An 18,659-nucleotide genomic window follows, 5' to 3' on the forward strand; every position below is an offset into this window, starting at 1 on the left:
TCAGCCGAGCCAGCGCCCCACGCGGGCCGTGTCGGCCAGCTGCCAGACGCGCTCGCACAGCGCCTTCGCTTCGTCGGCCGTCGCGCCTTCGCCGTAGTGCGCCAGGCGCTGCATCTTGTCCTCGATCTCGGCGCGGCTCAGGCTGTTGCCGGGGTCGCCCTTGGGCTCGTCGACGCGGCCGGCCAGCGTGCGGCCATCGGCCGTGTGCACGCTGACCTTGCCGATCCAGCGCGCGGGGTAGGCGGTGTCGACCTCGTCGTCCAGCGCCATCGTCACCTTTTCGCGGAAGGCTGAGACCTCGGGCGAGAGAAAGTCGCGGTCGAACTCGCCCAGGCCCGCGCGGCCGTGCACCGCGATGAGGCCCAGCACCGTGCCCATCGAGAACTTGCCCTGGTGCACCGTGGCCGGCACCGTCACGCGGCCCAGCACGTCGATGGCGCCCTGGTGCACGTGGGTCGTGACCTGGGACACGTCGGCCGGTTGGAGCTTGTTCTGTTCCATCACCTGCAGCAGCGCGTCGGCGGCCGGGTGCGTGTGGCGGCAGGAGGCGTGGTACTTGAACGAGGTCTCGGCCAGCGTCCAGCGCGTGCCCAGGCCGTCGGTGAGCTTGGCCGGATCGGCGTCGCTCGACATGCCCACGCCCAGACCCTGCGCACCTTCGAGAATTTTTGCCGCGCCCGTGAAGCCGTCCTGCGCAAGGTAGGCCGACATCAACCCGCTGGCCGCCGCGTGCGCGCAGTGCAGCTGCTTCGAGTCGGCCGCGTCGCGCAGGAACTCCCACACACCGGCCGACTGCGTGCCGGCGGAGCCGAAGGCATGCAGCATCTGCTGCGGCGACAGGTCGAGCAGCCGGCCCACCGCCGCGGCCGCCGCGAGCGTGCCCGCCGTCGCCGTGGTGTGGAAGGTGCGGTAGTGCGACCGGCCCAGGAACTCGCCGACGCGGATGCCCACCTCGTAGCCCGCGACCACGGCCGTCAGCAGCTGCGCGCCGCTGGCACCGAGGCTCTGTGCCACTGCGAGTGCGGGTGCGATGACCACGGCGGCGGGGTGGAACACCGAGCCGTTGTGCACGTCGTCCTGCTCCACGTAGTGCGAGGCCGCCGCGTTGACCATCGCCGCGAACAGCGGGGAGCTGGTGCGCCGCGAGGTGAGGATCTCGCTCGGGCCTTCAGCGGGGCCCATCATCTGCGCGAAGCGCTCGATGCTGCGTATCGGCCTCGCGGTGCGGGCCGCGAGCACCGAGCCGAGCCAGTCGAGGATCAGGTCCTCGGTGCGGCGCAGCACGGGCGCGGGAATGTCGGCGAACTTCAGCTCGGCCGCGAAGGTCGCGAGCACCTTGCTGGGGTGGTCGATGGCGTTCATGTGCAGTCCTTCAGAACGAGCGTGGCAGGCCGAGCATGTGTTCGGCGACATAGCTCAGGATGAGATTCGTCGAGATCGGCGCCACCTGGTACAGCCGCGTCTCGCGGAACTTGCGCTCGATGTCGTATTCGCACGCAAAGCCGAAGCCGCCGTGGAACTGCAGGCAGGCATTGGCCGCCTCCCAGCTGGCCTTGGCCGCGAGGTACTTCGCCATGTTGGCCTGCGCGCCGCAAGGCTGGCGCGCGTCGAACAGGCGGCAGGCCTCGTAGCGCATCAGGTTCGCGGCCTCGGTCTCGATGAAGGCTTCGGCAATCGGAAACTGCACGCCCTGGTTCTGGCCGATGGGGCGGCCGAACACCACGCGGTCCTTCGTGTAGGCCGTCACCTTGTCGATGAACCAGTAGCCGTCGCCGATGCACTCGGCTGCGATCAGCGTGCGCTCGGCGTTCAGGCCGTCGAGGATGTACTTGAAGCCCTGGCCTTCCTCGCCGATGAGGTTCTCGGCCGGGATCTCGAGGTTCTCGAAGAACAGCTCGTTGGTCTCGTGGTTCACCATGTTGAGGATGGGGCGCACCGTCATGCCCTTGCCGATGGCTTCGCGCAGGTCGACGATGAAGATCGACATGCCTTCCGACTTCTTCTTCACATCGGCCAGCGGCGTGGTGCGCGCCAGCAGGATCATCAGGTCCGAATGCTGGATGCGCGAGATCCACACCTTCTGCCCGTTGATGACATAGCGGTCGCCCTTCTTCACGGCGGTGGTCTTGATCTTCGTGGTGTCGGTGCCGGTGGTCGGCTCGGTCACGCCCATCGACTGCAGGCGCAGCTCGCCGCTGGCGATCTTGGGCAGGTACTGGCGCTTTTGCGCCTCGCTGCCGTGGCGCAGCAGCGTGCCCATGTTGTACATCTGGCCGTGGCAGGCGCCCGAGTTGCCGCCGCAGCGGTTGATCTCTTCCATGATCACCGAGGCTTCGGTCAGGCCCAGGCCCGAGCCGCCGTACTCCTGCGGGATCAGCGCGGCCATCCAGCCGGCCTTCGTGAGTGCGTCGACGAACTCGGCGGGGTAGCCGCGCGCCTCGTCGACCTTGCGGAAGTACTCGTTGGGAAACTGCGCGCACAGGTCGCGCACGGCGTCGCGAATGTCGGGGAAACGGTTGTCGGTAGCGATCATCATGTGCTTCAGTCCTGGCGGGGGCCGCCCGCTTCTTTTTCGACGCGTTGCCAGATCTCGATGGCCATCGGGTCGTCGATCTCCTCGAGGATGTGGCCCACGAGGCCGATGGCGCGCGCCATCACGCCGAAGCCGCGGATGATCTTCCACGGAAAGCCGAACTCGGCCGCAATCGCGCCGATGGCGCCGGTGGCATTGATCGGCAGCGATTTGCCCGACACGCGCTCAGCCTCTTCCTGCACCGCCTGCATCAGCGCAACGTAGTGCGAAGAGAGTCCGTTCTCGGCAGCGATCTGGAACAGGCGCGGCGTGCGCGGATCGATCGGCTTGTGCAGCGGATGACCCAGCCCCGGCACGATGATCTTGCGCGCGCGGTGGTCGGCCACGATGTCCTTCGCCATGTCGGCCAGCGGACGCGCGGGCTTCTCGCCGAAGGGGATGGCCTCGTACAGCATCTTCGCGGCGCCTTCCGTGCTGCCCACGAACACAGTGCCCAGCCCGCACAGGCCGGCGGCCACGGCGGCCTGCAGGGCTTCGGGCGCGCCGGCGTAGGTGAGCCGCGCGGCCAGCGCGCTGGGCGTCACGCCGTGCTCCACCAGCGTGACGACGATGGCGTTGAAGGTCACGGACTCCTGCGACGTCGGGATGCGGCCCGTCAGCTCCAGGAAGGCCATGTCGCCCAGGTTCAGGTGGCCGAGGATTTCCGAGGGCAGGTCGCGCCCGCGCACGGTGATCTTGTCGGGCGTGCTGTGGCCGAGGTCGGTGTGCAGGGATTTCTTGATCTTTGTCATGGCTGCAAATCTATCCCCGCGCGCGCGATCGGCCACTCAGTGATTGCCAAACCCTCCCTTCCGCAATCGCGAATGCCCGCCGGCGAGGTCTTCGGGCACGCTGCGACTCGTCATTGCAACGGAAAAGAAAAGGCAGACAGCGCGATGGATTCCGACTCACTCCTGGCCGTGCGCGAAGCGGCGCTCGACTACTTCACCCGCAGCGGCGCCACCGCGCGACGCCGCGCCCGCACCGAGCAGCCGCAGGCCGACGAGGCCAATGGCTGGGGCGAGATCGCCGCGCTCGGCTGGCCCGGCATGCTGGCGCCCGAAGCGGCCGGCGGCCTCGCGATGGGGCTCGACGGCGCCGCGGAAATCCTGCGCGCGGCCGGCGAACACGCGGCGCCTGAGCCGCTGCTGGCGGTGGCGGGCCTGAGCGCGCTGCTGCTGGCGCGGCTCGACACGCCCGCGGCGCGTGCCCTGCTGGCCGAGCTCGTGGCAGGCCGCAGCCTGCCCGCGCTGGCCTGGCAGGAAAGCGCGGGCGACCTCAGCGCCGTGCCGCTGGCCTGCGGCTGCGAGGCGCGGTCCGGTCAGGGGGGCGGCGTGCTGCTGCAAGGCGACAAGCTCATGGTGCTGCCCGGTGCCGCCGCCAGCGGCTGGCTGGTGTCGGCGCGCGGCGAGGACGACGCCGTGCTGCTGTGGGTGCCGCGCGGCACAGCCGGCGTGAGCGAGACGCTCATGCCGCTGGTCGATGGCAGCCAGGCAGCCAACCTTCGCTTCGAAGAGGTCGTGCTGCCGGCCGACGCCGTGCTGGCCATCGGGCCCGCTGCGCAGGAGGCGCTGCGCCAGGCGCTCGCCGCCGGGCAGATCCTGCAGGCGGCCGAGCTGCTGGGCGCAGGGCAGGCGATGCTGGCGCAGACGCTGGCCTACCTGCGCACCCGCTCGCAGTTCGGCAAGGCCATCGGCAGCTTCCAGGCGCTGCAGCACCGCAGCGTCGACATGTTCATCCACCTCGAAGTGGCGCAGGCCACGCTGAACGAAGTGCTGGCGCTGGCAAGCGACGGCACCTTGCCTTCTGACCGGCTCGAAGCCGAGGCCAGCCGCGTCAACGCGCGTTGCACGGCTGCCGCGCTGCAGGCGTCGCGCGCGGCGGTGCAGCTGCACGGGGCCATCGGCTACACGCAGGAGTGCGACCTGAGCCTGTTCTACAAGCGCGTGCTGTGCCTGTCGGCATGGCTGGGCAATGCCACGGCGCACCAGCGCCGCCATGCTGCGCTGACCGGCGAGGCGGAAGCTGCGGCAGTTGGCACCGCGGCTTGGAATGGCGAGTTCCTGGCGCGCACCACCGACTGGTCCACGGTGCCCGAGCCCGAGTTCCGCCGCATGGTGCGCGGCTTTCTGCAGCAGCGGTATCCGGCGCAGTTGCGCTACCTGTCGCACCGTGCGCGCTGGAGCGAGATGCGCGACTGGTACCTCACGCTCTCGGCGCAAGGCTGGATCGCACCGGCCTGGCCGCAGTCGCACGGCGGCATGGGCCTGCCGGCGGACAAGCTCATCGCGTGGATCGAGGAGCTGGAGCAGCACGGCGTGGCGCGCGCGCCCGACCAGGGCATCGTGATGATCGGCCCGCTGCTCATCCAGCACGGCACGCCCGAACAGCAGCAGCGCTTTCTGCCGCGCATCCTGAGCGGCGAGCACGTGTGGTGCCAGGGCTATTCGGAGCCCAATGCCGGCTCCGACCTGGCCGGCCTGCGCACCGAGGCGGTGGCGGGGCACGATGCGCAGGGCGATCACTTCGTCGTCAACGGCCAGAAGATCTGGACCACGCTCGCGCAGGACGCCAACCACATCTTCATGCTCGTGCGCACCGACAAGGGCGCGCGAAAGCAGGAGGGCATCAGCTTCCTGCTGTGCGACCTGCGCACGCCGGGCGTCACGGTGCGGCCGATCCACACGCTGGCGGGCGAGCCCGAGTTCTGCGAGGTGTTCTTCGACAACGTGCGCGTGCCGGCCGACCAGCTCGTGGGCCGGCTGCACGGCGGCTGGACGATTGCGAAGGCGCTGCTGGGCTTCGAGCGCATCTTCCTGGGCAGCCCCAAGCAGTCGCAGTACGCGCTGGGCCAGCTGGCGCGGCTCGGGCAGGCGCGGCGCCTGTTCGCCGACCCGGTGTTCGCACAACGCTTCGCGGCGCTGCGACTCGACGTGCTCGACCTGTCGGCCGCGTACACGGGCTTTGCCGACATCGTGCGTGCGGGCAAGCCGCTGCCCGCGTCGGTGTCGCTGCTGAAGATCTGGGCCAGCGAGACCTACCACCGCATCGGCGCACTGCTGGTCGAGGCCGGCGAAGAGCAGGGCGCGGTCGCGGGCGACCAGGTGCTCGACGGCCAGAGCTTCAACGTGCTCTCGCCGCTCATCGGCTCCACCGCCGCCATGATCTACGGCGGCACGAACGAGATCCAGCGCAACATCCTCGCGCGGCAAGTTTTGGACTTGCCGGCCTGAGCAATGTGAGCCGCCAAAGACATACACAACTGGAGACAACGCTCATGCAATTCCTCGACCTCTTTTCGCGCCGCCAACTCATGGCCGCGCTGGCGGGCGGCGCGGCGCTGGCCGCACTGCCGCACCGCGCCTTCGCGCAGCAGCCGCTGCCGCCGCTCATCAAGCTGGTGGTCGGCTATTCGGCTGGCGGGCCGGTGGACGGCGCTGCGCGCCTGCTCGCGCCCGCGCTGGGCCAGGAGCTGGGCACGCAGGTGATCGTCGACAACCGGCCCGGCGCCGCCGGCTCGCTCGGCGGCAACGCCGTGGCCAAGGCGCCGCCCGATGGCGCGATGCTGTTCTTCGGCGCGAGCCCGACCATCACCATCAACCCGAACGTGCAGCGCAGCATGCCCTTCGACCCGATGAAGGACCTCACGCCGCTGGCGCCACTCGTCGACTACACCAACGTGCTGGTGGTCAACAACGACCTGCCGGTGCGCAACGTGGGCGAGCTGCTGGCCTATGCCAAGGCCAAGCCCGGCAAGCTGTTCTACGGCTCGGCGGGCGTGGGCGCGTCCAACCACCTGAGCGGCGCGCTGCTCGAGAAGATGAGCGGCGTGCAGCTCACGCACGTGCCCTACAAGGGCAGCGCCCCGGCGCTGGCCGACGTGATGGCCGGTACCGTGCCGATGATGTTCGACATCATCGCCACCTCGCGGCCCTTCATCCAGTCGGGCAAGCTGCGCGCGCTGGCCGTCACCTCGCGCCAGCGCAACCGCATGCTGCCCGACGTGCCGACCATGATCGAGTCGGGCGTGCCCGGCTACGACGTGGGCGGCTGGTTCGGCCTGTACGGCCCGGCGCGCATGGACCCGGCGCTGGTGGCGCGCGTGAACGCCGCGGCGCAGAAGATGCTGGCGCGCGAAGACATCGCGCACCGCCTGCGCGAGCAGGGCTACGAGGTCTGGACGGGCGCGCCGGAGGTGCTGGCGACCAAGGGCGTGTCGGACCGCAAGCTGTGGGCCAGCGCCTCCAAGGGCATCGAGGCGGAATAGCCGATGCAGCCCCGCATTCATCACCTGCTCGAAGACTGCGCCGCCCGCACGCCGGACGCGGTGTTCCTCCACGAACCCGATGGCACCACCACCTATGGCGCGCTGCAGGCCATGGTCGAGACCGCCGCGAACGACCTGCTCGCCGCCGGCGTGCGGCCGACCGACCGCGTGCTGCTGGTGGCCGAGAACTGCGCCGCCCACATCGCGCTGCTGCTGGCCTGCAGCCGCGTGGGCGCATGGTCATGCGGCATCAACGCGCGCATGTCGCCGGGCGAGATCGCGGCGATTGCCGAGCGCGCCGACGCGCGGCTGTGCTGCTTCACCACCGAGGCGTCCGACGCGGCGCGCACGCATGCGCAGCGCGCATCGGCCGTGCCGGCCACGCTGCCCGGCGTGATGTTCACCGCCGCGCGCGCCGACGCCCGCCCCGAGCCCGACCCGGCACTGGCCGATGCCGCCGCGATCATCTTCACCTCGGGCACCTCGGGCACGCCCAAGGGCGTGATGGTGTCGCACCGCGGGCTGCTGCACTTCGGCCGCGTGTCGGCGGAGGTGCGTGCGCTCGACACGCGCGACCGCGTCTACGCCTTCCTGCCCATGACCCACATCTTCGGCATCGGCACCGTGCTGATGGCCGCGCTCACGGGCGGGGCCGCGCTGGTGCTGCGCGGCAGCTTCTCGCCGGCCGACATGCTCGAGGCGCTGGCGCACGGGCAGGTGTCGAACCTGCTCGGGCCGCCGACCATGTACGCGCGGTTGCTGGCGCACATCGAGGCGCAGCAGCTGGCGCCGCGCTTTCCGCAACTGCGCTATGTGTACACCGGCTCCGCGCCGCTCGACCCGGCGCTCAAGCAGCGCGTGGAGCGGCTGTTCGGCCAGCCGCTGCACTACGGCTATGGCCTGTCGGAGTACGCGGGCTCGGTGTTCCTCACGCGCACCGAGGCGCCACGCGCCGACATCTCGGCAGGTTATGTGGTCGAGGGCGGCGAGGGGCGCATCGTGACGCCCGAGGGCACCGAAGCCGCCATCGGCGACACCGGCGAGATCTGGCTGCGCGGCCCGGGCCTGATGCTGGGCTACTTCCGCGACGCGGCCGCCACCGCGCAGGTGATGCGCCCGGGCGGCTGGTACGCCACCGGCGACCTCGGCCGCTTCGACGCCGACGGTGCGCTGTTCGTGGTGGGGCGGCTCAAGGAAATGATCATCCGCTCGGGCTTCAACGTGTACCCGGCCGAGGTCGAGGCGGTGATCGGCCGTTTCGCGGGCGTGCACCTGTGCGCCGTGGTCGGCGTGCCCGAGGCCGACGGCAACGAGCAGATCGTCGCCTTCGTCGAGCTGAACCCTGGGGCGGCGCTCGACGAGGCGGCGCTGCGCGCGCACCTGGCCGAGCACCTGTCGCCCTACAAGCGGCCGGCGCGCATCGAGGTGATCGACGCGATGCCGACCACCGCCAACGGCAAGCTGCTCAAGCGGGAACTGCAATCGAGGGCCCGGCTGCCCTGAGATCCTGAGGAAGGTCGCCGATGACGCTGCGGCGGCCCTTCTGCGTGTCCATGTACTCGCGCATGCGGGCGATGCGGCCCTCGCGCAATTCGAGGATGAAGCAGTAGTCGTTGTCATAGGGCCGGCCGCTGGCGAGCGTCGCCTGCAGGCGCATCTCCAGCACCACGGTGTCGCCTTCGCAGAGCAGGTGGGTGAAGTCCACCGACACGTCGGCCACGAACAGCTTCGGAAATTCCTCGACGAGAAAGCGAACGATCGTCTGCGGCCCGATCATGTGGTCGGTGAAGCCCAGGGCCACGCCGGTGGCGTTGTCCTTGGGCGCCAGCCATTCGGCGTCGTCGGTGAAGGCGGCGCGCACGCGCTGCGGGTCGCGGCTGGCGAAGGCCTTCCAGGCGTCGACGACGGCGCGCTTGTTCTGCTCGGGGGTCATGGGGTGCGGCGGATGAAGTGAAGGAGCGGCGACGATAGGTGCGCCGCGTTGCGTCGGCCCGCTGCTTCCGGACATCTGCAACGCGCTCTCGGACTTATCCTGCAAGGAGCCGCGCTGCTGTCCGCCAGCCGATGCGCCGTGCAGGCCGCATCGTGGGGGCCTTCAACAAGGAATCCACGCCATGGCCGATGACCTGAGCAAGCGCGGACCGCAGGATGCGGCCCGCATCAATGTCAACGAACTCCACGAGGTTCGCTACTGGACCCAGACGCTGGGCGTGACCGAGGCGCAGCTGCGCTCGGCCGTCGCGGCCGCCGGGGTCGAGGTGAAGGACGTGCGCACCTACCTCGGCAAACCCTGAGCGCGCGCTGCAGGTGCGGCCCGGCGGGCAGGGCGCGCGTAGGCAGGCTCCTACAGCCGCGGCGCGGAGCGGGGCCGATACTCGTGGCCTTGTTCCCGCCTTCAGGAATCCTGCCTTGACCGTGCTCCCTGCCGCCTCTCGTCCCACGGGCCGCGCGCCCTTGCGGGCCGCTGCGCCGCGATGAAGTCGTCTCCCAGCGCCCGCAGCTGGATTGCGGCCGGCGTGCGCCATGAGCTGCTCACGCGCGCCCTGCCGGCGCTGCGGCACGACATGACGGCGCCCGTCTCGGTGATCCGCATGGCGGTGCTGATGCTCAAGCGCCAGGTGGCGGCCGACCCCGTCGACCCCGCGGCCTGCGAGGAGCGGGTGAACCTCATCGACAGCCAGGTGTCCGAGCTGGTGGCCGCGATCCGCTCGCTGCGCGACTGGGAACTGGCCACCACCGACGACGGCATCACGCGCAGCGCACTGGTGGCGCAGTGCATGACGCTGATGCGCTCGGCCTTCGACCTGCACGGCGTGGCGCTCGAGGTCGACGAGGCGCTCGCCACCCCGCAGGACGACGAGCCGCGCTGGCCCAATGCCGCCGCGCTGCGCTACCTGTTCCTGGGCGCGCTGGGCTACCTGCACGACGGCGTGGACGAGGCCGGCACCATCCGCATCGAGCCCGACGGTACCGACGCGCTGCGCCTGCACGCCCGGGTGCGCGAGGCCGGCGGCGCGAACGCGGTGCTCGACGCCCACCGTGCACCGCGCGCGCTGGCCATCGACACCGTGGCGCTGCAGAACCTGGCCGAAGACCTCGGCTACGCCGTGCTGCTCGACGCCGACACCGTGCGCTTCGCCCTCGCCGCGGGCTGAGGCGTCCGCAGGAAGGCGAGCAATCGCCGCTCCGCTGCGACCAGGCCGCGCGCCGGGCCGGCCGTGGCGGCACGGGCCGCGATCTTCTCCAGCAAGGTGCCCGTCGCCGCCGTGTCGTCCTCGCGCGCCAGCGCCTCGCCCAGCGCCAGCACGGCCGGGTGCACGTAGGCCTTCTTGCAGACCGCCGGCGTGTTGCCGAGCTGCCGCGCCACGGCCGCGAGGATGTCCCTGGCGCCGGGCCGGCGCTCGCCCTCCCAGGCACAGGCCCGCCGCGTGAGTTCCAGCGCCTGCACCGTGCCGTGCCAGGTGCGGAAGTCCTTGGCGGTGAAGCGCTCGCCTTCGCCTTCGCCTGTGTCGGTGGCGTCGGCGATGTAGTCGTTCACGTCGTTGGACGACACGCCGCGCACTTCGCCCGCTTCGTCCGTGTACTGGAACAGCGCCTGCCCCGGCAGCTGCTGGCACTGGCGCACCACGCGGGCCACGCGCGGGTCGTCGATGCGGGCCTCGTGCGTCACGCCGCTCTTGCCGCGAAAGCGCAGCCGCAGCGCCGAGCCCTGCACCGCCGCGTGGCGGTTGCGCAGCGTGGTGAGGCCGAACGAGCCGTTGCTGCTGGCGTAGGCCTCGTTGCCCACGCGCAGCAGCGTGGTGTCGAGCAAGCGCACCAGCGTGGCGATCACCTGTGCGCGACCGGGTGTGCGGGTGCCGGCGCGCAGGTCGCGCGCCACGCGGGCGCGCAAACGGGGCAGGGCGCGCCCGAAGGCCGCGAGGCGCTCGAACTTGGTGCCGTCCTGCAGCGTGCGCCAGTCGGGGTGGTAGCGGTACTGCGTGCGGCCGCGCGCGTCCAGCCCCGTGGCCTGCAGGTGGCCTTGCGGCAGCGGGCAGATCCACACCTCGGTGTAGGCCGGCGGAATGGCCAGGCTGCGGATGCGCGCGAGCGCGTCGGCGTCGCGCAGCCAGCGGCCGTGCGCGTCGCGGTAGCGAAAGCCGTCGCCCCACTTCAGCCGGCGGATGCCCGGCATGCCGGGGTTCACGTAGACCAGCCCGCCGGCCAGCGCTGAGGTGGCAGCCGGTGCGGGCCGGCATGGGGTTTGCATCGAAGGCATGACATCGCGCTTGTGCCAGCATCGACAATCGTGCGGTGTAGGACGCCGCACGCTGTTGCCGAGGCGCGCTTTCCTTTCCTTCCTTCTCTTCGGATTCCACCCATGTCCTTCCTGAACTCCCGTCGCTTCTCCCTGGGCAGCCGCGGCCTGGCGCTGTGCGGCGCCGTGCTGCTCGCCACGGCCTGTGCCTCCACCTCGCCCACGGCCGACACGCGCGCTGCTGCCGCCGCCCCCACCGGCGCCCCCGTCAAGGTGAAGGTGTTCGTGGCCGCCATGTTCGAGATCGGCCAGAACACCGGCGACCGCGCCGGCGAGTTCCAGCACTGGTACGAGCGCTACTGGAAGGGCGCGACGCCCGTGGCCGTGCCCGGCGCGCTGCAGCCCGTGTACTGCAACGCCGACGGCGTGTGCGGCGCGGTGCTGGGCATGGGCAAGGTCAACTCGTCGTCGTCGATGCAGGCCATCCTGCTGAACCCGAAGTTCGACTTCTCGCAGGCCTACTACGTGATCTCCGGCGTGGCCGGCACGCCGCCCCAGCGCGGCACCATCGGCGAGGTGAGCTGGGCCACCTGGCTGGTCGACTACGACCTCGGCCACCGCTGGGCGCCCGAAGAGAACAAGCCCGGCGAACCCACCTTCATGCCGCGCAAGGGCTACGAGGAGTACCGCCGCTTCAAGCTCAACCCCGACCTTGTCGGCTGGGCCATGAAGCTGTCGGCCGACACGCCGCTCAAGGACGCGGAATCGGCGCGCAAGTACCGCCTGCGCTACCCCGACGCCGCCGCGCGCCGCGCCCCCTTCGTGGGCACCGGCACGCACATGACGGGCGACACCTTCTTCCACGGCCCCGGCATGTCGAAGCAGGCGCAGTACATCGCCAAGCTCTACGGCGCCGACGACTACGTGATCACCGAAATGGAAGCCGCCGCCATCACCCTTGTGATCAAGCGCACCCACGGCACCGACCGCGTGATGAGCCTGCGCGGCGCGGTCAACTTCGACCAGGGCCACCCGAAGGAAAGCACGCTGCAGCACCTGGACCCGGCACCGGGCGAGACGGCGGGCGGCTTTGCCGAGACGGTGGAGAACATCGCGCTGGTGGGCACGCGCGTGGTCGACCACATCGTGAAGAACTGGCCTGCGTGGTCGGCGGGCGTGCCCAAGCCCTGAAGATCGTCAGGGCTGCAGCACGGGCTGCAGGTGCCACGTCACGTTGAAGTCGAAGGGCGTCCAGCGGCTCACCGTGACGCCGGCCTGGCGCAGGCCGCGGCCGGTCCAGGTGTTGCAGGTCTCGAACAGGTGGTAGCTGCCCTGGGCTTCGTAGAAGGCATCGTCGCTCGCGTAGTGCGCGCCCGCGATCGGCGTCGCACGGCCTGAAGGCAGCGTGGCGCGCACATGGGCCACGAGCTGCGCGTACTGCGGCTGCGAGAGCGGCAGCTTGTAGGCCCCGCGCCGCAACTGCGCGCGCTGCAGGTAGGTCACGTGCAGCAGCGAGCGATTGCCACCCGACAGCGCCCCGAAGGCGCGCGCGGCCGTCAGGTCGCCCCAGGTCGGCGTGTGCAGGTAGAACTCGCGGTCGCCCCAGCCGATGGCGACGAACTCGGCATCGGGCGGCGGTGCCTTGAAGTCGGACAGTGGAAAGAGCTGCAACCAGTCGATGGTGGCCGAGCGGACCGGAAACACCAGGTCGGTGTGCACGCCGTTGCTCAGCACCCAGGCCTCGACGGTCGCAGGCGCGGCCGGCGGTTTCGCGTTGGCCGGCAGGAAGACCAGCGCGCAGGCCACGGCCACGTACAACGTTATCGCGAGCAGCAGCCCCAGCAGTGTGAATGCAATGCGCAGCAGCCAGCGTCGGATCATCGGGCGGTCGGTCAGAAGAGCGAGGCCGTGGTCGCCACCGGCGCCGCGCTGCGGGCGTTGCCAGCAGGCGCCAGCGCCTCGGGGCTGCCGGCCTTGGCCAGCGCGCCCACGCGCACGCCCAAGAGGCGCAGCGGCCGCTCCAGCGGCACGCGCTTGAGGCACTGGCCGCCGACCTGGCGGATGGTCTTGCCATCGTCGGTGAAGCGGTCGATGGTCTGGTCGCGCGTGGCGATCTTGAAGTCGTCGTAGCGCAGCTTGATGCCGATGGTCTTGCCCACGTAGCCCTTGCGCTGCAGGTCTTCGGCCAGCTTCTCGCACAGGTGCGTGAAGATCGCGCCCAGCTCGGCGCGGTCGCGCACGGCGTGCAGGTCGCGCTCGAAGGTGGTCTCGCGGCTCATCGACACGGGCTCGCTCTCGGTCACCACGGGGCGGTTGTCGCGGCCCCAGGCCACCTCGTGCATCCACGCGCCGGTGGCCTTGCCGAAGGTGTCGATGAGCCAGCCGCGCTCGCGCGCCGCCAGCTGGCCCACGGTCTCGATGCCGAAGCGCTTGAGCTTCTCGTCGGCCTTCGGCCCGATGCCGTTCACCTTGCGGCAGGGCAGGGGCCAGATGCGGCTTTCGAGGTCGTGCTCGTAGACCACCGAGATGCCGTTGGGCTTCTCGAACTCGCTGGCCATCTTGGCGATGAGCTTGTTGGGCGCCACGCCGATCGAGCACGTGAGGCCCGTGGCGTCGAAGATCGATTTCTGGATCAGCCGCGCCAGCGAGCGCCCGCCGTCGCGCTGGCCGCCGGGCACGTCGGTGAAGTCGATGTACACCTCGTCCACGCCGCGGTCTTCCATGAGCGGTGCAATGTCCAGGATCACCTGCTTGAAGGTGCGCGAGAAGCGCCGGTACTCGTCGAAATCGACCGGCAGAATCAGCGCCTGCGGGCACAGCTTGGCGGCCTTCATGAGCCCCATGGCCGAGCCGATGCCGAACTGCCGCGCGGGGTAGGTGGCGGTGGTGATCACGCCGCGCCCCGTGTAGTCCTTCAGGCGCGGAAAGGCCTCGATCGGAATGTCGGCCAGCGTGGCGCCCTCGGGCAGTTCGCGGATCGCCTCGTCGACGCGGCGCCGGCCGCCGCCGATGACCACCGGCAGTCCCTTGAGCTGCGGGTAGCGCAGCAACTCGACGGACGCGTAGAACGCGTCCATGTCGAGGTGGGCAATGCGGCGGATCGGAGGGGCCGGGGGCGGCGCGGGCTGGAAACTCACGGTGACAATTGTCTCGCTCTCCGGGCATGTTCGCCCGCCCCGGTGTCGCGTGCAAGAATGCGGCGGAATTTCAATCCCCACGCAGGTGGCGAACGGAAAGGAATGCACGATGGGTGACGACGAGGTGGAAGGCGGCCTGTCGGTCGCGCTGACGCCGGTGCAGATGGCGGCGGTGCTCGGCGGCGAAGACGTGCCCGAGTCGGCCAGCCTCAGCAACCGGCTCTGGGGCACGGCGGCGCTGATCGGCGGCGTGATCGAACTGGTCGGCGCCGGCGTGCTGTGCGTCGCGCCCGAGCCCACCATGGCCAGCAAGGTCGGCTGTGTGGTGTTGGGCGCGCACGGCAGCGACGTCACCGCCACGGCCGCGCGCCAGATCTGGACCGGCCAGACGCAGCGCACTGCCACCGCACTCACGGCCGATGCCACCGCGCAGGCGCTGGGCGCCTCGCCCGAAACCGGCACGCAGGTGGGGCTCGCTGTCGACGTGGCGGTGCCGCTCTTCGTGGCCGGCGGGCTGGCCGCATCGCGCGTCATCGCGGTGCGCGCGAGCCGCTTCAAGCTCGAGCCCGTGCGGCTCATCGAGCACGAGGGCATTGCGGGTTCGAAGGCCGGCGGCCACACCATCCGCGAGCACGTGGGCAAGTCGGCGCAAGAGCTGCTCGACCGCTTCGCGAAGAAGCCCAGCCTGCAGCGCTCGTCGTCGTTCTTCGACCTGGCCACCGCCGAGTCGGCCATCAGCCAGACCGTGCGCGCCAATGCACGGGCCATTCGCGCGTGGTCGCGCTCCGCGGCGGTGGGCTCCAAGCCCGTGGCCTTCGAGCACGACATCGGCACCGTGGTCGGCATCGGCGTGCAGCGCGGCAGCACCGCCGTGAGCCAGCTCACCAAGGTGCGCGTGACGCTGAACATGCGCACGTACAACGGCAAGCCGTTCTACATCCTCACCGCCCATCCGTTCTGATTTTTCCTCACGACCCCACGATGCGATTCGAACTGATCGACCACCTCACCAAGGTCTATTTCGGCCAGGACGCCGACATCCTCTTCGGCGAAACCGGCGCCGAGATCATGGCCTCGTACCGCGAGTCGAGCACCGAGGCCGAACTGGCCGCGCTGCGCGCCGAGATCGCCGACTACCTCGGTTCGCACGACGACCTCGAAGCGGCGTTTGCACGCGACTTCTCGCGCGACTACATCCCTGAAGATTTCGGCACGCCGGCGAAACAGTTTCTCGACAGCGTGCTGGCGGCGGTGCAGTAGCGGGTCGTCAGCGCGATTCGACCGTCACCAGCAGCGGCGAGTCGAACATCGCCACGGGCGAAATCACCGGCTCGTCCATGGGCACGGCGTCGCCGTAGCGCTCGCGCATCTTGGCGCGCACGGCCGGGTCGGCGAGGTTGAAGCTGCGGATCTTCTGCAGCTCGCCGATGCGCACGCCCAGTGCGCGGTCGTAGAGCTTCCACACCAGTTCCGAGCAGTAGATGCGCGAATCCGACCATTCGAAGGTCAGGTCGTACGGGCGGCCCGCGAAGTCCGAGCTGCGCGCATGCAGGCGCGCCACGGCGCCGGGCGTGAGCCGCGTGTCGGCATCGCGCAGCCGCTTCACCACGTAGCGCCCGCCGTTGCCGCGCGCCGTCCACTGCGCCAGCGGCGTGTAGCGCACCGTCGAGACCGCCTCGAACACGTAGGGTTTGCCCTCCCGCAGCAGCACGATGCCCATGTGGCTGTAGCGCGAACCCGTGGCGCGCTGCACGGCCAGGCTTTGCGCCGAGCGCGAGGTGTGGAAGATGATGTCGCCGTCCTTCAGTGCGGTGGCCGCATGGCCTGCGCCGGCTGTCAGGAGGGTGAAAAGGGCAGACAACGACGCGGAAAGGGCTTTCGACATGCAGGGCATTTTGCGGGATGCCGCTTGCGCCCCGCGGCATGCCGGTGCCATGATCCGCGCCATATGCAAACCGTCGCCTCCATCCTCTGGCGCAGGCTCGATGCACCGGGCCACGATGCCTGCCGCCTCGAACGCAACGCCTCGGCCTGGCAGCTCGACGGCGCGGCGGTGTTCCGCACCGAGGGCGGACGCATCGCCCAGCTGCACTACCGCGTGCGCTGCGACCTGCTCTGGCACACGCAATGGGGCACCGTGCGCGGCTGGCTCGGCGAGTCGGCCATCGACCTGTCGATCACGCGCGACGCGCGCGGCCACTGGAAGCTCAACGACGAAGCCGTGTCCGACATGTCGCACTGCGTCGACCTCGACCTGGGCTTCACCCCCGCCACCAACCTGCTGCAACTGCGCCGCCTGAACCTCGCCCCCGGCGAAAGCGCCGACGCGCCGGCGGCCTGGGTCGACATCGAAGACGGCGGGCTCAGCGAGCTGATGCAGCGCTATGAGCGGCGCAGCGACAGCACGTATGCGTACGAGGCCAAGCGCTTCGATTACGCGGAGGTGCTGGGCGTCACGGCGGATGGGTTCGTGAGCGACTATCCGCGGCTGTGGGCCGCACAAGGCTGACCGTCAGTCGAACTGCGCCCGCGCCCCCGCCACCAGCGCGCGGTTGCGCCGCCGATCCGCCGCAATCTCCTGCGCGAAGTCCTCGATGCTCCCGCCGGCCGGCAGGTTGTAGGCCTCGCGCAGGCGCGCGCGCAGCGGGTCGCCTTGCAGCAGCCGGTTGATCTCGCCATTGAGGCGCTGCACCACCGCCGCCGGCGTGCGCGCCGGCGCGAAGATGCCGAAGAGCGAATCGCGGTTCGCCTTCTCGTAGCCCAGTTCCGCGAGCGTGGGCACCGCCGGCAAGGCTTCGATGCGTGCGGGCGCGCCGACCGCCAGCGCCTGCAGCCGGCCGCCCTCGATGTACTGCAGCTGCTGCGCCGCGACGTTGGTCGACAGCACCTCGAACTGGCCGCCGAGCGCATCGTTGAGCTGCGGGCCGCCGCCCTGGTAGGGGATGTGGGTGATGTCGGTGCGGCTTTGCAGGCGCACCTGCGCGAGCACCATGTGGCCGATGGTGGCCACGCCCGAGGTGGCCCAGCGCACCGCGCCGGGCTGGCGGCGCGCCAGCGCGATCAACTCTGCAAAGCCGCGGCCCGCAAAGGCCGGCGTGCCCACGACCAGCACCGGCGTGCGCATCACGCTCGCCACGGGCGCGAAGGCGCGCAGCGGGTCGTAGGGCGCGCGCGCGAGCAATGGGTGCAGGGTGAGCGGGCTGATGGCCGAAAAGGCCAGCGTGTGGCCGTCGGGCGTGGCGCGTGCGAGCGCGTCCATGCCCAGGCTGCCGCCGGCGCCGGCGCGGTGTTCGATGAGCACCGGCACGCCCAGCGACTGCGCCAGCGGCTCGGCCAGCGCGCGCGCCATGCCGTCGCTCACGCCGCCCGGCGGATAGACCACGATCAGGCGCACGGGGCGGCTGGGCCAGGGCGACGAGGCGGCGTGCGACAGATGCGGCAATGCGCACGCAGCCGCGAAGCCGATGCGTTGCAGGAAATGGCGGCGCGGCAGCGGCAGGGTCATGCGGCGGGGTTCCCCTCGGCCAGCCCGCGCAGCAGCGCCGCGAAGTGCCGCGCCGGCAGGTTGTCTTCGTCGGCGCGCGACACCAGCGTGAGCGGCGCGTCGAGCTGGCCGCCATCGGCCAGCCGCGTGTAGGCGATGGCGTGCGCGTGCACGCCGGTCATCGAGGTCGGCACCACCGACAGGCCGACGCCCGCGGCCACGAGGTTCAGGTTGGTCATCATGCGATCGACTTCGGCCACCACGCGCGGGCGCAAGCCCTGCGCGTGGCACAGCGCGAGCAGCTCGGCATAGAGCCCGGGCGCGCCCGGACGGCGCACGAGGATGATGCCTTCTTCGCAGAGTTTCGACAGCGGCAGCGGTTTCGCGGGCTTCTTGCCATTTGCGACAGGCGCGAAGCGGTGATCGCTCGGCATCGCGACCCACACGGGCTCGCGCAGCAGCGTTTCGAACACCAGCCCCTCGGGCCGCGCCACCGGCACGCGCAGCAGGCCGCAGTGCAGCCGGCCCGCGGCCAGCGCCTCGGTGAGTTCGGCGGCGTTGTCTTCGCGCAGCTGCAGCTCCACGCCGGGGTGCGCGCGGCGAAAGGCGCGCAGCGCCTCGGGCATGAAGCGGTGCGCGGCGGCCGAGCTGGTGAAGCCGACCGCCAGCGTGCCGGTCTGGCCCTGGGCCACGCGCGCCATGCGCTGTTTCATGGCCTCCATGTCCTGCAGCATGCGCAGCGCCTCGGCCTGGAACAGCCGGCCGGCGTCGGTGAGCGCCACGCCGCGCGGATGGCGCTTGAACAGCAGCACGCCCAGCTCGCGCTCCAGCGCCTTGATCTGCAGGCTCAGCGGCGGCTGCTGGATGCCCAGCTGCTCGGCGGCGCGCGTCATGTGGCCGGTGCCGGCCACGGCCACGAAGTACCTCAGGGCGCGTATGTCCATATGTTTTTTGTATTGAAT

At 70.6% G+C, this 18,659-nt stretch carries 19 protein-coding genes; 9 read left to right on the forward strand and 10 right to left on the reverse strand.

What is annotated here, in order from left to right; genetic code table 11:
* The 3 genes from AC07YS_RS04015 to AC07YS_RS04025 are packed head-to-tail and all read right to left on the reverse strand — an operon-like array spanning window position 1 to window position 3,324.
* Window positions 1–1,362 (reverse strand): MmgE/PrpD family protein, encoded by a 1,362-nt coding sequence (locus tag AC07YS_RS04015; protein ID WP_495268184.1) that lies wholly within the window; start codon window positions 1,360–1,362, stop codon window positions 1–3.
* Window positions 1,363–1,372: 10 nt separating this feature from the next.
* Entirely contained in the window at window positions 1,373–2,536 is a 1,164-nt protein-coding gene (locus AC07YS_RS04020; RefSeq protein WP_492681648.1) for an acyl-CoA dehydrogenase family protein, read from the reverse strand.
* Window positions 2,537–2,541: 5 nt separating this feature from the next.
* Window positions 2,542–3,324: a citryl-CoA lyase gene (locus AC07YS_RS04025; protein ID WP_495268185.1), complete on the reverse strand. Its 783-nt coding sequence runs from the start codon at window positions 3,322–3,324 to the stop codon at window positions 2,542–2,544.
* 144 nt (window positions 3,325–3,468) lie between these two features.
* Between AC07YS_RS04025 and AC07YS_RS04030 the strand changes: the two genes are divergently transcribed.
* From AC07YS_RS04030 to AC07YS_RS04040, 3 genes are read left to right on the forward strand one after another with little or no spacing between them, the layout of a single operon-like run.
* A complete protein-coding gene (locus tag AC07YS_RS04030; RefSeq protein ID WP_495268186.1) occupies window positions 3,469–5,805 on the forward strand; it encodes an acyl-CoA dehydrogenase family protein in 2,337 nt (778 codons plus the stop codon).
* Between the two features lie 44 nt (window positions 5,806–5,849).
* Window positions 5,850–6,839, forward strand: coding sequence for a Bug family tripartite tricarboxylate transporter substrate binding protein (locus AC07YS_RS04035; RefSeq protein WP_495268187.1), 990 nt, complete (start codon window positions 5,850–5,852; stop codon window positions 6,837–6,839).
* A 3-nt stretch (window positions 6,840–6,842) separates the two neighbouring features.
* On the forward strand, window positions 6,843–8,342 hold the full coding sequence (locus AC07YS_RS04040) for a class I adenylate-forming enzyme family protein (protein WP_495268188.1): 1,500 nt from the start codon (window positions 6,843–6,845) through the stop codon (window positions 8,340–8,342).
* On the opposite strand, the gene AC07YS_RS04045 is transcribed toward AC07YS_RS04040, so the two are convergent.
* Window positions 8,305–8,772, reverse strand: coding sequence for a nuclear transport factor 2 family protein (locus tag AC07YS_RS04045; RefSeq protein WP_495268189.1), 468 nt, complete (start codon window positions 8,770–8,772; stop codon window positions 8,305–8,307). The genes AC07YS_RS04040 and AC07YS_RS04045 overlap by 38 nt on opposite strands.
* Before the next feature lie 181 nt (window positions 8,773–8,953).
* On the opposite strand from AC07YS_RS04045, the gene AC07YS_RS04050 reads away from it, so the two are divergent.
* On the forward strand, window positions 8,954–9,133 hold the full coding sequence (locus AC07YS_RS04050; protein WP_062477985.1) for a DUF3606 domain-containing protein: 180 nt from the start codon (window positions 8,954–8,956) through the stop codon (window positions 9,131–9,133).
* 180 nt (window positions 9,134–9,313) lie between these two features.
* Window positions 9,314–9,994, forward strand: a complete 681-nt coding sequence (locus AC07YS_RS04055; RefSeq protein WP_159273136.1) for a hypothetical protein — start codon at window positions 9,314–9,316, stop codon at window positions 9,992–9,994.
* Here AC07YS_RS04055 and AC07YS_RS04060 read toward each other — a convergent pair.
* Window positions 9,940–11,097: a DNA topoisomerase IB gene (locus AC07YS_RS04060; RefSeq protein ID WP_495268190.1), complete on the reverse strand. Its 1,158-nt coding sequence runs from the start codon at window positions 11,095–11,097 to the stop codon at window positions 9,940–9,942. The two genes, AC07YS_RS04055 and AC07YS_RS04060, sit on opposite strands and share 55 nt — an antisense overlap.
* Window positions 11,098–11,199: 102 nt before the next feature.
* On the opposite strand from AC07YS_RS04060, the gene AC07YS_RS04065 reads away from it, so the two are divergent.
* Window positions 11,200–12,267 (forward strand): purine-nucleoside phosphorylase, encoded by a 1,068-nt coding sequence (locus tag AC07YS_RS04065; protein ID WP_495268191.1) that lies wholly within the window; start codon window positions 11,200–11,202, stop codon window positions 12,265–12,267.
* 6 nt (window positions 12,268–12,273) lie between these two features.
* On the opposite strand, the gene AC07YS_RS04070 is transcribed toward AC07YS_RS04065, so the two are convergent.
* Together AC07YS_RS04070 and dinB are read right to left on the reverse strand one after the other, a co-directional pair.
* The gene (locus AC07YS_RS04070; protein ID WP_495268192.1) at window positions 12,274–12,957 is read right to left on the reverse strand and encodes a TIGR02117 family protein; all 684 of its coding nucleotides are present in this window, start codon (window positions 12,955–12,957) and stop codon (window positions 12,274–12,276) included.
* An 11-nt stretch (window positions 12,958–12,968) separates the two neighbouring features.
* A complete protein-coding gene (dinB, locus tag AC07YS_RS04075; RefSeq protein ID WP_159273409.1) occupies window positions 12,969–14,153 on the reverse strand; it encodes a DNA polymerase IV in 1,185 nt (394 codons plus the stop codon).
* 169 nt (window positions 14,154–14,322) lie between these two features.
* On the opposite strand from dinB, the gene AC07YS_RS04080 reads away from it, so the two are divergent.
* Together AC07YS_RS04080 and AC07YS_RS04085 are read left to right on the forward strand one after the other, a co-directional pair.
* Complete coding sequence (locus AC07YS_RS04080) at window positions 14,323–15,174, forward strand: RNase A-like domain-containing protein (protein WP_495268193.1); 852 nt, start codon at window positions 14,323–14,325, stop codon at window positions 15,172–15,174.
* 20 nt (window positions 15,175–15,194) lie between these two features.
* Window positions 15,195–15,473 carry a contact-dependent growth inhibition system immunity protein gene (locus tag AC07YS_RS04085; RefSeq protein WP_159275572.1) on the forward strand — a complete coding sequence of 93 codons (279 nt, stop codon included), beginning with the start codon at window positions 15,195–15,197 and terminating at the stop codon, window positions 15,471–15,473.
* 7 nt (window positions 15,474–15,480) lie between these two features.
* On the opposite strand, the gene AC07YS_RS04090 is transcribed toward AC07YS_RS04085, so the two are convergent.
* Entirely contained in the window at window positions 15,481–16,074 is a 594-nt protein-coding gene (locus tag AC07YS_RS04090; protein WP_495273680.1) for a YiiX family permuted papain-like enzyme, read from the reverse strand.
* A gap of 87 nt (window positions 16,075–16,161) precedes the next feature.
* On the opposite strand from AC07YS_RS04090, the gene AC07YS_RS04095 reads away from it, so the two are divergent.
* Window positions 16,162–16,722 (forward strand): putative glycolipid-binding domain-containing protein, encoded by a 561-nt coding sequence (locus tag AC07YS_RS04095; protein ID WP_492738858.1) that lies wholly within the window; start codon window positions 16,162–16,164, stop codon window positions 16,720–16,722.
* A gap of 3 nt (window positions 16,723–16,725) precedes the next feature.
* Here AC07YS_RS04095 and AC07YS_RS04100 read toward each other — a convergent pair whose 3' ends face one another.
* Together AC07YS_RS04100 and AC07YS_RS04105 are read right to left on the reverse strand one after the other, a co-directional pair.
* Window positions 16,726–17,718 carry a Bug family tripartite tricarboxylate transporter substrate binding protein gene (locus AC07YS_RS04100; RefSeq protein ID WP_495268195.1) on the reverse strand — a complete coding sequence of 331 codons (993 nt, stop codon included), beginning with the start codon at window positions 17,716–17,718 and terminating at the stop codon, window positions 16,726–16,728.
* Window positions 17,715–18,641: a LysR family transcriptional regulator gene (locus tag AC07YS_RS04105; RefSeq protein ID WP_495268196.1), complete on the reverse strand. Its 927-nt coding sequence runs from the start codon at window positions 18,639–18,641 to the stop codon at window positions 17,715–17,717. Before AC07YS_RS04105 ends, AC07YS_RS04100 begins: the two co-directional genes overlap by 4 nt.
* Window positions 18,642–18,659 lie beyond the last annotated feature (18 nt).

The organism is Variovorax sp. GW458-11-26-14-LB1 (genome assembly GCF_059423965.1).

Bases quoted from the DNA above. Each gene is read 5' to 3' on its own strand.
- AC07YS_RS04100 (WP_495268195.1), bottom strand. From the start codon at position 17,718: ATGACCCTGCCGCTGCCGCGCCGCCATTTCCTGCAACGCATCGGCTTC.
- AC07YS_RS04030 (WP_495268186.1), top strand. From the start codon at position 3,469: ATGGATTCCGACTCACTCCTGGCCGTGCGCGAAGCGGCGCTCGACTAC.
- AC07YS_RS04040 (WP_495268188.1), top strand. From the start codon at position 6,843: ATGCAGCCCCGCATTCATCACCTGCTCGAAGACTGCGCCGCCCGCACG.
- AC07YS_RS04015 (WP_495268184.1), bottom strand. From the start codon at position 1,362: ATGAACGCCATCGACCACCCCAGCAAGGTGCTCGCGACCTTCGCGGCC.
- AC07YS_RS04065 (WP_495268191.1), top strand. From the start codon at position 11,200: ATGTCCTTCCTGAACTCCCGTCGCTTCTCCCTGGGCAGCCGCGGCCTG.
- AC07YS_RS04080 (WP_495268193.1), top strand. From the start codon at position 14,323: ATGGGTGACGACGAGGTGGAAGGCGGCCTGTCGGTCGCGCTGACGCCG.
- AC07YS_RS04050 (WP_062477985.1), top strand. From the start codon at position 8,954: ATGGCCGATGACCTGAGCAAGCGCGGACCGCAGGATGCGGCCCGCATC.
- dinB (WP_159273409.1), bottom strand. From the start codon at position 14,153: ATGGACGCGTTCTACGCGTCCGTCGAGTTGCTGCGCTACCCGCAGCTC.
- AC07YS_RS04020 (WP_492681648.1), bottom strand. From the start codon at position 2,536: ATGATGATCGCTACCGACAACCGTTTCCCCGACATTCGCGACGCCGTG.
- AC07YS_RS04105 (WP_495268196.1), bottom strand. From the start codon at position 18,641: ATGGACATACGCGCCCTGAGGTACTTCGTGGCCGTGGCCGGCACCGGC.
- AC07YS_RS04095 (WP_492738858.1), top strand. From the start codon at position 16,162: ATGCAAACCGTCGCCTCCATCCTCTGGCGCAGGCTCGATGCACCGGGC.
- AC07YS_RS04060 (WP_495268190.1), bottom strand. From the start codon at position 11,097: ATGCCTTCGATGCAAACCCCATGCCGGCCCGCACCGGCTGCCACCTCA.
- AC07YS_RS04035 (WP_495268187.1), top strand. From the start codon at position 5,850: ATGCAATTCCTCGACCTCTTTTCGCGCCGCCAACTCATGGCCGCGCTG.
- AC07YS_RS04070 (WP_495268192.1), bottom strand. From the start codon at position 12,957: ATGATCCGACGCTGGCTGCTGCGCATTGCATTCACACTGCTGGGGCTG.
- AC07YS_RS04045 (WP_495268189.1), bottom strand. From the start codon at position 8,772: ATGACCCCCGAGCAGAACAAGCGCGCCGTCGTCGACGCCTGGAAGGCC.
- AC07YS_RS04085 (WP_159275572.1), top strand. From the start codon at position 15,195: ATGCGATTCGAACTGATCGACCACCTCACCAAGGTCTATTTCGGCCAG.
- AC07YS_RS04055 (WP_159273136.1), top strand. From the start codon at position 9,314: ATGAAGTCGTCTCCCAGCGCCCGCAGCTGGATTGCGGCCGGCGTGCGC.
- AC07YS_RS04025 (WP_495268185.1), bottom strand. From the start codon at position 3,324: ATGACAAAGATCAAGAAATCCCTGCACACCGACCTCGGCCACAGCACG.